The organism is Solimicrobium silvestre (genome assembly GCF_002976435.1).
Classification (GTDB): Bacteria; Pseudomonadota; Gammaproteobacteria; order Burkholderiales; family Burkholderiaceae_D; genus Solimicrobium; species Solimicrobium silvestre.
The window spans coordinates 1-15,512 of record NZ_PUGF01000003.1; the positions used below are offsets into that span (position 1 = coordinate 1).

Consider the following 15,512-nt stretch of genomic DNA (forward strand, 5'->3'; position numbering starts at 1 on the left):
AACGTAAGTCCATAGTATTGGCTGTATTCCAGGTCATAATGGCGGCTCCGATTGGACATCATTCTTGATGCCCAATAGTGTTACCTATGTCCTGATACAGGTGTTACCCATGTCTCACGTCTATACACTTCGCCAAAAAAGGTAACCCAAAAAAGGCGACCACGCTATTTCGGAAACCCCGATTATTTTACGAATAAATGGGAAAAGTTCGAAACTCGCTGCGCTCAAACAGCGAACCTTTCTGATCCATTTATTCGTAAAATAACCGGCCGAACTAGAAGTGGGGGTAGGTCAAAAGCAACGTCAAAAGCAACGTCAAGAACAACGTCAAGAACAACGTCAAGAACAACGTCAAGAACAACGTCAAGAACAACGTCAAGAACAACAGCAACACATACAAACTTCAACCATCACCGTGCGCAAAAAGAAAAAGCCGATCCGTTATCGATCTTCACCAGCGTATGGATTATCCACTCCAAGCGTTGCCAAAATCTCCGCCTCCAACCCTTCCATCTCAACCGCCTCCTCCTCATCCTCATGATCATAACCCTGCGCATGCAACACGCCATGAACAATCAAATGCAGCGCATGATCAGTAATAGATTTATGCTGAGCTGAAGCCTCCTGCTGGAGCACATCAGTACAAAGAATAATGTCAGCCTGAGTAGTCTCAGCATCCATATCTTCGGTATAAGCAAAGGTCAACACATTAGTCGCGTAATCTTTACCCCGATATTCACGGTTAAGAGTCTTACCTTCAACCGCATCCACAAACCGCAACGTTAATTCAGCCGGAGCAAACAAAGCCGCTTGCACCGCACTTTTCAACAACGCCTTAGTCAACTGCTTTTGCAAACGTTTATCAGGAAATTGCAGCGTCAATTTCAGTTTAAATTTTTCTGCCATTTTTACTTACCTTAGTTGGCGCAAGGCTAATTGTAGTATTCATTGCCGAAGCATTTTCATAAGCATCAACAATCCGTGCGACCAACGGATGGCGCACCACATCGATGCTACTAAAACGAGTGAAAGCAATCCCGCGCACATCACTTAACACGGTGTTGGCATCAACCAAACCGCTTTTTTGACCGCGCTGTAAATCAATTTGCGTTACGTCGCCGGTAATCACCGCTTTACTACCAAAACCGATGCGGGTTAAGAACATTTTCATTTGTTCCGGCGTGGTGTTTTGTGCTTCATCCAAAATAACAAACGCATGGTTTAACGTGCGGCCGCGCATATAAGCTAACGGGGCAATTTCTATCGCCTGTTTTTCAAACATTTTTTGGGTACGGTCAAAGCCTAATAAATCGTATAAGGCATCATACAAAGGCCGTAAATACGGATCTACTTTTTGCGCTAAATCACCGGGTAAAAAACCTAAACGCTCACCAGCTTCTACTGCAGGGCGGGTTAATACAATACGCTTTACGGCGTCGCGCTCTAATGCATCTACCGCACAGGCCACTGCCAGATACGTCTTACCTGTTCCGGCTGGACCTATACCAAAAGTCACATCATGTTCCATGATGGATTTCAGGTATTCAATTTGATGCGGGGTACGCCCCCGTAAATCAGTGCGACGGGTTTTTAAGATGGGGCTAATAATTTCCGATGGTGCGTGGTTACTAACATCACTAACCTTACTCAAGATGGCTGGCAATGCCGCTGAAGCAGCGCCGCCGCCCTGACTACGTTGTTCGACCAACGCCAGTTGCACTTCATCCACTGAAATGATTTTTTTGTTGGAATTGTAAAATTTTTCCAACAATTCAACGGCTTGCTCCGCGTTGCTGCCACTCACAATAAATTTATCGCCGCGCCGAAATAAAGACACATCCAAGGCCGCAGAAATTTGCCGCAAATTAGCGTCCATCGGGCCGCACAAGGCCGCCAATTTAGTGTTATCTAATGGCTGTTCTGGCGAGAAGGTTAAAACATCGGTCTTATTTTTCACAGATCTTTACACCGCTTCGGTAATAAGCTCGCCGCGCAGCGAGAAGTTGTAACTCTGGGTGATCTTTACATCAACCAATTGACCGATCAATTCTGCTGGACCAGCAAAATTAACCACCCGGTTATTTTCAGTACGGCCTTGTAATTCATTAACATCTTTAACCGTTGGGCATTCCACGAGTACAGTTTGAACACTGCCAATCATCTCGGTGCTGTAACGTTTTACGTTGTCGTTAATCACCGCTTGCAAGCGATGTAAACGCGCCAGTTTTACTTCATGTGGCGTGTCATCTTCCAAATTAGCAGCTGGCGTGCCAGGACGCGGGCTGTAGATAAAACTAAAACTATTATCAAATCCAATGTCGTCGATCAGTTTCATCATGGCTTCAAAATCAGCGTCGGTTTCACCGGGGAAGCCAACGATAAAGTCCGAGGAGATCGACATATTAGGACGCACAGCACGCAAACGACGCAGCACTGATTTATATTCCAGCACGGTATAACCACGCTTCATCGCGGACAAGATTCGGTCTGAGCCGTGTTGTGCGGGCAAATATAAGTGATCCACTATTTTTGGAATCTTAGCGTAGGCGTCAATTAAGCGCTGGGTAAATTCTTTGGGATGACTGGTAATGAAGCGTATCCGTTCAACGCCGGGAATTTCTGCGGTGTATTCAAGCAGCAAGGCAAAATCGGCGATTTCGCCGTCCGCCATAACGCCACGGAAGGCATTCACGTTCTGTCCCAGATAACTGATTTCCTTAACGCCCTGCGCAGCCAAGCCAGCGACTTCGGCCAGCACATCTTCAAACCGGCGAGAAACTTCTTCACCACGCGTGTACGGCACCACACAATAACTGCAATATTTGCTGCAGCCTTCCATGATAGAAACGAAGGCAGTCGGGCCGTCTACTTTGGCCGGTGGCATGTGATCGAATTTTTCAATTTCAGGGAAGCTGATATCGATTTGCGATTTACCGCTAACGCGTTGCTGATCCAGCATTTGCGGCAAACGATGTAAAGTTTGTGGACCAAATACTACGTCAACATAAGGAGCACGTTTAACGATGGCAGCACCTTCTTGCGATGCAACACAACCACCTACGCCAATAATTAATCCTGGGCGTTTGAGCTTTAATTCGCGCAGCCGGCCTAAATCGGAAAAGACTTTTTCCTCGGCTTTTTCACGTACCGAACAGGTGTTGAGCAAGACAACGTCGGCATCTTCCACGTTATCGGTTTTAATCATTCCGTCGGACAGATTGAGGACATCGGCCATTTTGTCCGAATCGTATTGATTCATCTGGCAACCGAAGGTTTTAATAAAGACTTTTTTTTGCATGAGAGGGCTTAAGAAAACGGTGCTAATTACAGAATCTACTGAATTTATATTCGTTAATTTGCGGATGTGGGAGTAGGGCTTGGAAGAGGAGTCGCAGGTTGTGGTCCCGCAGAATATGCCTGTACTTCATCTTTAGTGAGTATCCAAATACGCTCAATTTGGCCTTGGCTATTTTCTTTGTACAAAATTTGCACATCGGGGCCAGATAACGACATTGGCTGGACAATCACATTATGATGATTGCGAATTTGCGCTCCGGCCGTTAATTGGCGCACGTTGCCATCAATAACGATAGCAGGATTGGCTGAGGGGCTAAAGGTACCTAATTTGGCATTGACCGGCAGCGGCCGATCAATAGCGTAACTAGTTGCACTCAACATTAATCCGAGCAAAAATAACCCGAACACAAGCTTGAAATGAGCAAATTTTGAGGTGCTGGCGCGCATACGGAATCCGGAAATTAACGAAGGAAATCAAAAGGTTAAGCGGCGTAGTTTACCATATTCACGGCGTCAATTTAAACTGCTTGCGCTGTGGATGCTTTACTTGCAAGGCACGGATAAATTTTAAAGAGGGAGAGGGCGTCTTCATATACTCCCTCTATTTTTTTAAATTTTTAACGTATTTAATGGGTTTCCCATCGATATAAATTCATTTTTTTAACAGTATATTTTAACAATCGTTATAAATCAGCGCTAATACTACAAAAAAATTAAACTATATGCCGGAGTATTTTAAAAATAAAACTTATCACTTGCCAGCAGCGCGCACCTTAGCAATCAACCCTGCTGTCGAACTGTCATGCGAAGTGGCCGTTGTTCCAGAATGTAAATCACCCTCAATCGCTTTCGCTAACACCTTCCCCAATTCCACGCCCCACTGATCGAAACTGTTAATACCCCAGAAAAACCCCTGCACGGCCACTTTGTGCTCATACAAGGCAATCAGCGCGCCTAAACGCATCGGGCTGAGCTCATCTAGCAAAATCGTATTGCTTGGACGATTACCGGCAAAAATGCGGTGCGGTAGCAATAAGGAAATTTGCTCATCAGACATGCCTTGCGTCTGCATTTCAGTTGTTACTTGCTGCGCAGTTTTACCACGCATTAACGCTTGCGACTGCGCAAAACAATTCGCTAACAACATCAACTGATGCTCTGCCAAATGATGCTGCGGGCGTAATGCGGCAATAAAATCGACCGGCGTAATATCGCTACTTTGATGTAAATGCTGGAAATAAGCGTGTTGGCCATTTGTGCCCACATCCCCCCAAATAATCGGGCCGGTGGCAACATCCACAGTCTGGCCGTGGTGATTAATACGCTTCCCATTACTTTCCATATCCAACTGTTGGAGGTAATTAGGGAAAGCGCGTAAATCATGGTGATAAGCAGCAATCGATAAGCTGCCGCAACCTAATAAGTCACGATTCCAAATACCTAGCATGGCCAATAATATCGGCATGTTTTGCTCGATAGGCGCTTGCTGAAAATGCACATCCATGGCATGCGCACCGTCCAGCAATGCCCGGAAATGAGCAAAGCCAAGTGACAGAGCAATCGGCAACCCAATCGCCGACCAGAGTGAATAACGACCACCTACCCAATCCCAAAATCCAAAGCGATTTTCCGGCGCAATGCCAAACGCTTGCACTGCGGGCTGATTACTGGACACTGCGACAAAATGGCGCGATAAATCGGCGGCACTAAAATGCTGCAAAAACCAGGCACGCGCTGAATGCGCATTGAGCATGGTATCGGCGGTGGTGAAGGTTTTGGATGAAATAATAAACAGCGTACTAGCAGGATTAACCTGACTCAATACCGCATCCAATGCATGTCCGTCGAGGTTCGAAACGAAGTGGCTTTGTATCCCTTGATGGGCAAAACTACGCAATGCCTGGCATACCATTTTAGGGCCAAGATCTGACCCACCGATGCCGATATTCACCACATCGGTGATGACTAAGCCGCTTGCGCCACGCCATACGCCACTGTGAACTTTTTCAACAAAAGCCTGCATTTGCGCTAAAACCATGTGAACTTCGGCGTTAATGTCGATGCCGTCAATGCGTTGCGGGGTATTTGAGGGTGCACGTAAAGCAGTGTGTAAAACGGCACGCTGTTCAGTGAAGTTTATTTTTTCGCCGGAAAACATGGCGTCACGTTGTAACTCCACTTGCTGTTGACGTGCAAAATCGCACAGCAATTCCTTGGTGGTTTCTGTAATTCGGTTTTTAGAATAGTCTAAAAAAACACCCGCAGCAGACAGCGAAAACTGGGTAAAACGATCACTTTGCTGATCAAATAAGTGACTTATTTCCAGCCCTTGCTGATGCATTTGTTGTTGGTGAAGCTGTAATTGCTTGTAGGCGGGGGTATCAGACAGGGGGGTAAAAGACATCACGTCACTTTAAAGATTTAAAAAATAATTCGCAGACTATAGCTGAAGTGCCGCAAATTAAGCAATTAGTAATCGGTAATCATGCTGTCCATTGCTATATCGTGTGGCATTATTTCTAACTCACACAAAGAAATTCGATACGCTATGCCGATGGCTTTGGGTTTTGGCTTTGCCGCCAAAGTACGATCATAAAAGCCGCCGCCATAGCCTAAGCGGTAACCATCGGCGGTGAAACCAACGCAAGGGATAAATAACACTTCGGGCTGCACTACCGGTGCAGTTTCTAAGGGAACTAACACACCGTAGCGGTCTTTCATTAATTCGTCACCCGGCACCCACTCTGAAAAAGTTAAGGCATGATCTTTTACCGGTGCGGATGGTAATGCAAGTTTGACGCCAAGATCGGTTAATAGCGGATACACCCCAAACAAACACGGCTCGGCCTGAATTGGGCTATATATTCCAGCGGTTTTGATGGAATGCGCTTTACACCAGGCAAACACTTGTTCAGCAATTTGCATGTCCCATTTATTTCTTAGTTGCACGCCGATAGAGCGTCTGGCGGCGATCAACGCCGCGCGTTGAGCAGTTCTATTCATATTTTTTATTTTCATATTGCGTCCAAAATTATTTATGCATAGGCGGCATAAACTGTGCGGATCAAGCTTTATATTCCGCTCATCCCTACGGGTTAATTTACGCATTCATCTGAATTAACGGACTATTTCAGCATCAAATTAAAGCTCGCCTGGCATTTTCTATGCTGCACTGCAGCTAAAAATGCTCTGTATTCGATACAGGGAGACATTTATGCAGCGCATGCCTATTGCTGAAATATAGCTCGAAGCATATAGAATTATTTACTCGTCGGCTATGCCCTATTTAGGGCATTTTTAGCTGCTTTCATGCAAATTAATTTGCCAACTCAATTTTTCATGCTAAGCAGTGAGTCACTGAACAACTTATTAATGCTAAAGTCTCTGTTATTCTTGAAGCTACTCCATACAGAGACACCCCACGCATTTTTACCACTTGCCCACATGCCAAAACTAAATATCTGCACCAAGATCCTTGTCTCTTCCTTAACTATGTTGATTATTTCAACAAGTTTTGCCGCGCTAGGTGCCGAACTATCCGGTGATGATCAACGCTTTTTAGCTTTGCGCGATGCAGCATCGAAAGAAGACGGCGCTCGCGCTGTGACCTTAGCTAGCCAGTTATCCTCTTACCCTTTGGCATCATATGTTGATTACTACCAATTAAAAGCCCGTTTACGCAGCGCCAATGAAAGTGAAATTACTGATTTTTTAACACGCTATAACGGCAGCGCTATCGCTGACCGGCTCAGAAATGATTGGCTGATCTTGTTAGGCCGACAAAGTAATTGGGCTATGTTCGATGTGCAATACCCACAATTTGTATTGAATGACGACACCCAACTGAAATGCTATGCCTTGCTTTCCAAATTAAAACAAGGGCAAAACGTAGCCAATGATGCGCGTAATTTGCTGACTTCAGCCAAAGTGTACGGTGAAGGTTGTTATCCCTTATTTAGCAATCTGGTGCAAAGCGAGCAATTTAGCAGTGCCGATATGTGGGCGCAAATTCGCTGGGCGGCAGAGGCAAATTCCACCGCAGTTGCCATCCAGCTAGCAACATTGGTTAATCTCGACAAAACCGCCAAAGCGCTTGATAAAACAGGCAGTAAATTAGAAGCGGAATTTTCAAGACCATTGGCAAAAACAGCCGACGCGCATGAAACCGCTCTGATTTTATTGGGCCGTTTAGCAAAAGCTGATCCCGATAAAGCTGTGGCAGCACTGGCTAAAATCAATCGGAGCTTAACTGACTCTGAACGCGCCGTTGCGTGGGCACAAATTGCCCTCCCCTCGTCACAAAAATTGCTGCCTGAAGCGGCTGATTATTGGAAAAAAGGTGACGATGCAGCGCTGTCATTAGACGGTTACCAGTGGCGGGTGCGCACTGCGTTACGCAATACCGACTGGTCTCGGGTCAAAACCGGCATTGAAGCCATGCCGCCATCGCTGCTATCTGAATCGGCTTGGACATATTGGCTAGGACGCGCTTATATGGCAGAAAATAAACCGGCTCTTGCCCAACCGTTATTTCAGAGTATCGTTAATCAAACTAATTTTTACGGTCAGTTAGCACTCGAAGAAAGTGGCCTGCAAATCACTATTCCAGCAACGACTCCGGTACTACCTGCGGATCTGGCAGCACTATCCAGCAACGCGGGCTTACAACAGTCCTTGCAATTTTTCGGCATGAACTTACGCTTTGAAGGCACCCGCGAATGGAATTGGCAATTGCGTAAAATGTCGGAACGTCAGCTATTAGCGGCCGCCGAATTTGCCCGCCAAAATGACTTATTAGATCGCATGGTCAGCACTTCCGACCGGACTAAAACCATCGTCGATTTTAATCAGCGCTTCCCAACTCCGCACAAAGATGTCATCTCCAAAACCAGCGATGAATTAGGCCTGGATATGGCTTGGGTATATGGCTTAATTCGACAGGAATCGCGCTTTATTTTAGCGGCAAAATCCAGTGCCGGTGCCTCTGGTTTAATGCAAGTTATGCCGGGCACGGCGCGTTATGTCGCAAAAAAACGGAAAATTGATAATTTTGATGCCACTAAAGTCAATGATATTGATACCAATATTGTGCTTGGCACGCATTATCTGAGCATTGTTTTAGCCAATTTAAATGGTTCGCAAGTATTAGCTAGTGCCGGTTACAATGCCGGCCCAAATCGATCACGAGCATGGCGCGCCAGCTTGCCAAAAACAGTCGAAGGTGCCATTTTTGCGGAAACAATTCCCTATCCTGAAACACGTGATTATGTAAAAAATGTATTATCTAACGCTACCTACTATGCGGCTCTTTTCCAACAGACACCGCAGTCATTAAAAGCGCGCCTAGGTAGCATCAGTCCTGCCCCAGACGATCTGACACCATCCAATTAATAGGGTTAACAAGAGAATTAAAATGCAAAACATTGAAAATTCACCGAATACCGATATGGACGCTGAAGTTTCCAGCGTTTTAGAATACGCCAGAAGAGCCGAATTAATTTTAGTGATTGGCAACAAAAATTATTCTTCCTGGTCAATGCGGCCATGGGTGGTTTTGGTAGCTTTTGACATTCCATTCAAAGAAATCCGGATCTTGCTAGATCAGCCGGACACCACATCAAGAATCGCTGAATACTCCTTAGCTGGCCGGGTTCCAGTGCTAATTGATGGCGATCTCACCGTGTGGGATTCTCTGGCGATTTGTGAATATTTGGCCGAACAATACGCCGACAAAAAGCTCTGGCCACACAATGTCGCCGCGCGCGCATCAGCCCGCAGCATTTGCGCAGAAATGCACGGTAGTTTTAATGCATTACGCGCTGCCATGCCGATGGATATTCGCTCTCGCCATCCAGGCGAAGGACGCACCCCGCACGCGCAGGCCGACATTGGCCGGATTACTGAAATTTGGGAAGAATGCTTATCTAAATACGGTCATCATCAATTTTTATTCGGTGAATTTTCGATAGCCGACGCTTACTTTGCGCCGGTTGTGATGCGCTTCCATAGCTATGACGTAGTTTTGGCACCGGCTTTGCAAGCTTATATGGAACGCGTGATTGCTCATCCAGCGGTGGCACGCTGGATACTCGAAGCCAAAGCCGAAATTGAATCTTTACCCGATCACCAATAACACTAAAAATACCGACATGAATAGGACTTACGCAAAATTGTTTCAGCAAGGCACGCCGACGAAGGCAGTACAACGTGTACGACAAGGAGTGGGCAACGCCGCTGAAGCGGTTTTGCGTACGTCCCTATGAAGATTTATCGCGTCGGCGGCGCAGTCCGTGATGCCTTGCTGGGCTTACCAGTTAAAGACATTGATTACCTGGTGCTGGGTTCCACTCCCGAGCAAATGGTCGCGGCCGGATTTACTCCGGTTGGCAAAGATTTTCCGGTCTTTTTACATCCAAAAACTCAGGCCGAATACGCACTGGCACGCACCGAACGTAAAAGCGCGCCGGGCTACCACGGCTTTGTATTTCATTGCGCACCAGACGTCACGATAGAGCAAGATTTACAGCGCCGCGACTTAACGATTAACGCCATGGCAATCGCTGAAGATACCGGCGAAAGTGACGCATTAAATAGTGTCATTATTGATCCATTCGGCGGGCAGAAAGATTTAGCAGAAAAAATATTTCGTCATGTCTCAGCGGCGTTCTCAGAAGACCCAGTACGGATCTTACGGGTTGCGCGCTTTGCTGCACGATTTAACGAATTTACGGTAGCACCGGAAACCATACATTTGATGCGCGCAATGGTCACAGCCGGTGAAGTTGATGCGCTTGTGCCTGAGCGCGTCTGGCAAGAAATTGCGCGCGGATTAATGGAGGCCCAGCCATCACGCATGATGCTGGTATTGCGTGAATCTGGAACGTTGGCGCGCATCATGCCGGAGCTGGATGCAATTTGGGACGACTCAGGATCAGAGTCAGAATTAGGCATGCTACAAATCGTCGATAATACGGCGCAACGTGGACTATCATTAGCAGTGCGCTGGGCGGCGCTGTTATCCGATTTAGCTGGCACCGCCAATTTAGCTCAGCAACTTTGCGCACGCTTAAAAGTGCCCACCGAAGTCCGTGATATCACCTTGATGGCGTTGCGCGAACAAACCCAGATTGAGCTTGCGATAACACTGACAGCCGAAGCTATTGTGCAATTATTTGAACGCTGTGATGCGTTTCGCAGGCCAGCACGATTTATTGAAATGCTGCAAGCGGCCCTTTGCCGTCAAGTTACCTGGCCAGCTCCGCAACTAGCCTATTTAGAACATGCATTAGCGACTGCGCAAGCTGTGCCAAGTGGTCAGATTGCACAAGCTACGGCGCAACTTTTTCCTAAGCAGCCGCAACAAATTGCAAGCGCAATTGCTGCTGCGCGGGTGGATGCAATCCGATACTTTACTGATTAATTTACAGATTAAGAAAGTGAGGGCTTATGAATAATCCTCCATCCAATCATCGCACTGTGCTGGTTAAGGAATTATCTGCACGCCATCGCTCACGCGTTTCACATCATTTTTCATCACTAGATCAACACGACCGAATACTGCGTTTTGGTACGCATTTATCCAATGAATCAATCAGTAACTATGTCAAAGGGATTAATTTTGAATTGGATAAAGTATTTGGCGTCTTCAGTTACAGCTTTCGTTTAGTCGGCGTTGGTCATTTAGCGTTTGTACCGCGCGCTGACCGTCCGTTAGTCGATGGTGTAATTCAAAAAGTGGCAGAATTTGGTGTATCTGTGTCAAGTAATGCACGGGGATTAGGGATAGGCTCCAAGTTGTTTGAGCGGGCAGCAATTCACTGCCGCAACGCCAACGTCACTACCTTGTATATGCACTGCTTAAGCTCAAACCAAACCATGATGCACATCGCAAAAAAAGCAGGCATGGAAATTCATCGTGATTATGGCGAAGCAGATGCTTATTTAACCGTACTGCCCGCCGACCCTGGCAGCGTGATACAAGAAGCCATGCAAGAGCAGGTTGCGAGTCTTGATTACTCGCTGAAAGCAAACACCAGTTCCGTGCTGAATTTTTTAGGGTTTGGTAAAAAGAAGAAATAACAGTGCCAAAATGCTCAAAAACACGTCATTTTTGTGTAATTCCTCTATTTTTAACAAAATTTAACGTATTTAACGATTTTCCATGCGGCAACGTATAGCTTTTTCTATAGTATATTTATAGCCTGATACAAACATTTTGGCATACGCCGTTTATTTGATTTTTATACTAGAGTATTCTGAAAAATAATGTCCACTACGTTGCGATTAACCCGCGCTTAGAGTGAGCCAATAGCAACAGTTTCAGTACTTCCTCAGAATATAAAGAAGGATAATAGACAATTTTATTGAATTAGTGCAACATTGTTTGTGCACGGCTCGCCCAAGCACCCTCGGCAACCCCGCCCATCAATGGCTCCTCTATTAAGTCTTCTTATAGCCTTGAACACCCACCTCAAAAAATACACTTATTCTTTGCGCCAATTTCTAGCGCTACCGTTTCTTGCGCTGTTTTTTTTAATGGTCGCGGTACTGGTCGGCATGTTTTTTTATAACAGCGTGTCGATGGGTCGACAGATGGAGCAGCAGTTAGCGCTGGTTCTGAATGGTCGGGTTAATCTTTATTTAGGTCAAATTTTTTCCGAACCGGTCACCGCTGTCAATACCATTAACCGCTTGTATCGCTCCGGCAAATTAAGGTCAGGCGGAGTGGAAGATCAAGCGCGACAAATCGCCACCGTAATGTCGACCTTGCCAGAACTCACCGTGTTGAACTTTGGTCTTGAAGATGGGCGCCATATTGGCGTCAATCGCAGCCTGAATAACGGCGCGCTGCATACTTCCGTCGTTATGTCTTCAGCAAAACCTTATCGGGATGTGTATTCCGTTACGGAAGATGGACAACGTGATTTATTTATCTTTACTGATCCAAATCCATTTATACCGAGCATGCGGCCGTGGTACCAAAGTGCAGTACAGCATGGCAAAGCATCCTGGTATCCGATTTATCGCTATGTCGCCAGCGAAATTGCCGATGTGATCGGTAATTTCGGCATCGGCTATTCGATGCCTGTGTATGACGAAAAAGGGAAGCTATTTGGCGTCATCAACAGCGATATCGCCTTAGGACAAATTAGTCGCTACCTCAGGTTGTTGCCTTTAGGCGAAGGCGGCGTTGCCTTCATTGCCAATGACCAGAATCAGCTGATTGGCATATCTAACGATACGCCGCTGTTTCGGAAACAGGAAAATGTGAAAGAAGGAGCAACTAACTTACAACTGATTCACTTTAATAATAATGACTCTCCGTTGATCCGTGCAGCAGGAGATCGGTTATTACAAAGCGGCGTAGGTTCCAGCTATTTAAATTTAAATGGCGCGAACTACGTGGAGGATGTACGCGAATTTAAAACCAACAGCGGCCTGACACTAAAGGTCGTGGTATTGCTACCGGAAACGCAATTTTTCCCCGCCATTCAATCTGATATTAAATCCATGCTGATCTTTGTCCTATTCGCCCTGGCGATCGGCGTAGCGCTGGTATTCATCGTCGCATTCCGCCTGAGCAAACCCATGGTGCAAATCACCCACTGGGCCGAACAACTGGCGCAAGGCAATTGGGAGCTATTAAGAAAAACTAATAATAAAGGCATGCGCGATTACCCAATCAAGGAAATTCGACAGTTACGTAAATCCTTTGCCGACATGGCTGCCAGCCTGCACGAAACCGTGGCAACGCTGGAACAGCGGGTCGCCGAGCGCACCGCCGAACTGGAGCTGGTGAATAGCAATTTATCGGAATTAAGTAACACCGATGGACTGACTGGTATACCCAACCGGCGCAAATTTGACGCCGTATTAGCCAACGAATGGAGTCGCGCTACCCGCACAGGGCAACCGTTAGTTCTGGCATTAATTGATATTGACTGGTTTAAAAAATATAACGACCATTACGGCCATTTAGCCGGAGATGATTGCCTGCGCAATGTGGCTAACATTCTCAAAGCTAAAATTCGCCGCAGTAGCGACTTGGTGGCACGTTATGGCGGCGAAGAATTTGCGATTATTGCGCCAGCTATTAATAAAGCCAATGCCGTTGAAATGGCGAATCTTATTTGCAGCACCTTAGCTGAAGCGTGTTTACCGCATGCCATGTCACCGTTTGAGGTCATCACGGCCAGTATCGGGGTTGCGTTAATTGTTCCGACCGTAGAAATTAACCCTGAAACATTAATACAAGCCGCTGACGAAGCGCTCTACCACGCTAAAGATAGCGGGCGAAATCAGGTGATTTGCGCGGAAATTGAAATCGCCGGTGAAGAGCAGTTTTTTGAAACGGAATTTAAATTCGAGCAAAGTTAATGTCACATTATTTATGTAACATTACTTAGCTCGAAATTTGAGTGAGCGGCAAAGCTGTGGTTTCTTTAATCTGACTCAGCGCAAAGCTCGATTTCACATCCAATACCGCCGGATGCCGCAACAAGGTTTCCATCATAAAGCGTGAGAAATGATCCATGTTTTCCACGTGCACACGCAATAAATAATCCATTTCACCGGTCATCGCATAACAGGCCACAATTTCCGGCCATTGCGCCACCGACGCAGCAAAATCAGAGCGCGGGGAACTTGCTGAAGTGGCTCTGCCCAGCGTCGAGGCCGGCGCATCGCTATGCTTTTCAAGCCGCACGTTCACATAGGCCAACAAGCCTAAACCGATTTTGCTGGGATCTAACAACGCCACGTATTGACGTATCACACCAAGTTCTTCCAAGCGCTTAATACGACGCAAACACGGCGAAGAAGACAAGTTAACCCGCTCTGCCACTTCCTGATTACTGAGTCTGCCATCCGCCTGCAAAATGGCCAAAATTTTACGATCAATTTTATCTAAAATCATGATTGGCATTTTTAGCTAATAAAAGCAGATTATACGCATTTAAATTGCTCAAATTCATCATAAAAACAGATATTTTGGAATTTTATAGCGTTTTATGCGGACTATACTGAATGATCTTATACGGGAGACTTTCATGGAATTTAAAGGCTGGGAAAACCCAATGGGGACCGATGGTTTCGAGTTTATCGAATACGCCGCACCCGATCCAAAAGCACTAGGCGCATTGTTTGAGCAAATGGGCTTTATGGCCATTGCACGGCATCGTCATAAAGATGTGACCTTATATCGCCAGGGCGACATCAACTTCATCATCAATGCAGAACCAGATTCATTTGCGCAGCGCTTTGCCCGAAAACATGGCCCTTCAGTTTGCGCATTTGCTTTCCGCGTAAATGACGCAGCAGCAGCCTACAAACGCGCTTTAGAATTAGGCGCATGGGGCTTCGATAATAAAACCGGCCCAATGGAATTGAATGTACCTGCTATCAAAGGTATTGGCGATTCACTGATTTATTTTGTAGATCGTTGGCGCGGTAAGACCGGCGAAGCTGGCGCAATTGGCGACATCAGCATTTACGATGCCGACTTTGTAGCTATTCCAGGTACACCGCTCAACCCGGTTGGTCACGGCTTAACTTACATCGATCATTTAACCCACAATGTACATCGTGGCCGCATGAAGGAATGGGCTGAATTTTACGAAAACTATTTCGGTTTCCGTGAAGTCCGTTACTTTGACATCGAAGGCAAAATGACTGGATTAAAATCCAAGGCAATGACTTCACCCTGCGGAAAAATCCGGATTCCTATTAATGAATCTTCCGATGATAAATCGCAAATCGCTGAATATTTAGACTTGTATCACGGCGAAGGCGTACAACATATTGCGCTTGGTAGTGACGACGTTTACAGCTCAGTTGCCAGCATGAAAAAAGCTGAAGTAGCGTTCCAGGACACTATCGAAACCTACTACGATTTGATTGATCGTCGTTTGCCAGGTCATGGTGAAAACTTAGCCAGACTGCGTGAATTGCGGATTTTGGTCGACGGCACCAGCACTGAAACCAAGCGTGAATTATTACTGCAAATTTTCACACAAACCGTCATTGGCCCTATTTTCTTTGAAATTATTCAACGTAAAGGTGACGAAGGTTTTGGCGAAGGTAATTTCCGTGCCTTGTTTGAATCTATCGAACTCGACCAAATTCGACGTGGTGTTTTAAAAGAAGAACCGGCTAAAGCCTAATTATTTCTTGTCGGATCTGATGTGCATTGCAGACGGTATTTTTCAGGACTTACG

13 protein-coding genes are annotated in these 15,512 nt (G+C 46.1%); 6 read left to right on the forward strand and 7 right to left on the reverse strand.

Translation table 11 applies throughout. The annotated features are described in order from the left end of the window. Positions 1-441: 441 nt before the first annotated feature. The 6 genes from ybeY to S2091_RS04070 all read right to left on the reverse strand — a co-directional run bounded on the left by ybeY (position 442) and on the right by S2091_RS04070 (position 6,315). Complete coding sequence (gene ybeY / locus S2091_RS04045) at positions 442-906, reverse strand: rRNA maturation RNase YbeY (protein ID WP_105530527.1); 465 nt, start codon at positions 904-906, stop codon at positions 442-444. Then, positions 890-1,957: a PhoH family protein gene (locus tag S2091_RS04050; RefSeq protein WP_243405311.1), complete on the reverse strand. Its 1,068-nt coding sequence runs from the start codon at positions 1,955-1,957 to the stop codon at positions 890-892. The genes ybeY and S2091_RS04050 overlap by 17 nt, the downstream gene beginning before the upstream one ends. 6 nt (positions 1,958-1,963) lie before the next feature. After that, positions 1,964-3,298, reverse strand: coding sequence for a tRNA (N6-isopentenyl adenosine(37)-C2)-methylthiotransferase MiaB (gene miaB / locus S2091_RS04055; RefSeq protein WP_105530528.1), 1,335 nt, complete (start codon positions 3,296-3,298; stop codon positions 1,964-1,966). A 53-nt stretch (positions 3,299-3,351) separates the two neighbouring features. Next, positions 3,352-3,744: a hypothetical protein gene (locus tag S2091_RS04060; RefSeq protein ID WP_105530529.1), complete on the reverse strand. Its 393-nt coding sequence runs from the start codon at positions 3,742-3,744 to the stop codon at positions 3,352-3,354. 304 nt (positions 3,745-4,048) lie between these two features. Then, positions 4,049-5,701: a glucose-6-phosphate isomerase gene (gene pgi, locus S2091_RS04065; RefSeq protein ID WP_105530530.1), complete on the reverse strand. Its 1,653-nt coding sequence runs from the start codon at positions 5,699-5,701 to the stop codon at positions 4,049-4,051. Between the two features lie 65 nt (positions 5,702-5,766). Further along, positions 5,767-6,315, reverse strand: coding sequence for a 5-formyltetrahydrofolate cyclo-ligase (locus S2091_RS04070; protein WP_165794903.1), 549 nt, complete (start codon positions 6,313-6,315; stop codon positions 5,767-5,769). 426 nt (positions 6,316-6,741) lie between these two features. On the opposite strand from S2091_RS04070, the gene S2091_RS04075 reads away from it, so the two are divergent. The 5 genes from S2091_RS04075 (at position 6,742) to S2091_RS04095 (ending at position 13,674) form a co-directional block, all read left to right on the forward strand. Beyond that, positions 6,742-8,688, forward strand: coding sequence for a lytic transglycosylase domain-containing protein (locus tag S2091_RS04075; protein WP_105530532.1), 1,947 nt, complete (start codon positions 6,742-6,744; stop codon positions 8,686-8,688). 55 nt (positions 8,689-8,743) lie between these two features. Then, on the forward strand, positions 8,744-9,430 hold the full coding sequence (locus S2091_RS04080; RefSeq protein WP_243405327.1) for a glutathione S-transferase family protein: 687 nt from the start codon (positions 8,744-8,746) through the stop codon (positions 9,428-9,430). A gap of 126 nt (positions 9,431-9,556) precedes the next feature. After that, entirely contained in the window at positions 9,557-10,717 is a 1,161-nt protein-coding gene (locus tag S2091_RS04085; protein WP_105530534.1) for a tRNA nucleotidyltransferase/poly(A) polymerase-related protein, read from the forward strand. A gap of 26 nt (positions 10,718-10,743) precedes the next feature. Then, entirely contained in the window at positions 10,744-11,376 is a 633-nt protein-coding gene (locus S2091_RS04090; RefSeq protein ID WP_105530535.1) for a GNAT family N-acetyltransferase, read from the forward strand. A gap of 348 nt (positions 11,377-11,724) precedes the next feature. Further along, positions 11,725-13,674, forward strand: coding sequence for a sensor domain-containing diguanylate cyclase (locus S2091_RS04095; RefSeq protein WP_105530536.1), 1,950 nt, complete (start codon positions 11,725-11,727; stop codon positions 13,672-13,674). A 25-nt stretch (positions 13,675-13,699) separates the two neighbouring features. Here the strand turns inward: S2091_RS04095 and S2091_RS04100 are convergent, their stop codons facing one another. Beyond that, positions 13,700-14,221: an Lrp/AsnC family transcriptional regulator gene (locus tag S2091_RS04100; protein ID WP_105530537.1), complete on the reverse strand. Its 522-nt coding sequence runs from the start codon at positions 14,219-14,221 to the stop codon at positions 13,700-13,702. A gap of 124 nt (positions 14,222-14,345) precedes the next feature. Here S2091_RS04100 and hppD point away from each other — a divergent pair, with 124 nt between their 5' ends. After that, positions 14,346-15,458: a 4-hydroxyphenylpyruvate dioxygenase gene (hppD, locus tag S2091_RS04105; RefSeq protein ID WP_105530538.1), complete on the forward strand. Its 1,113-nt coding sequence runs from the start codon at positions 14,346-14,348 to the stop codon at positions 15,456-15,458. Positions 15,459-15,512: the final 54 nt, after the last annotated feature.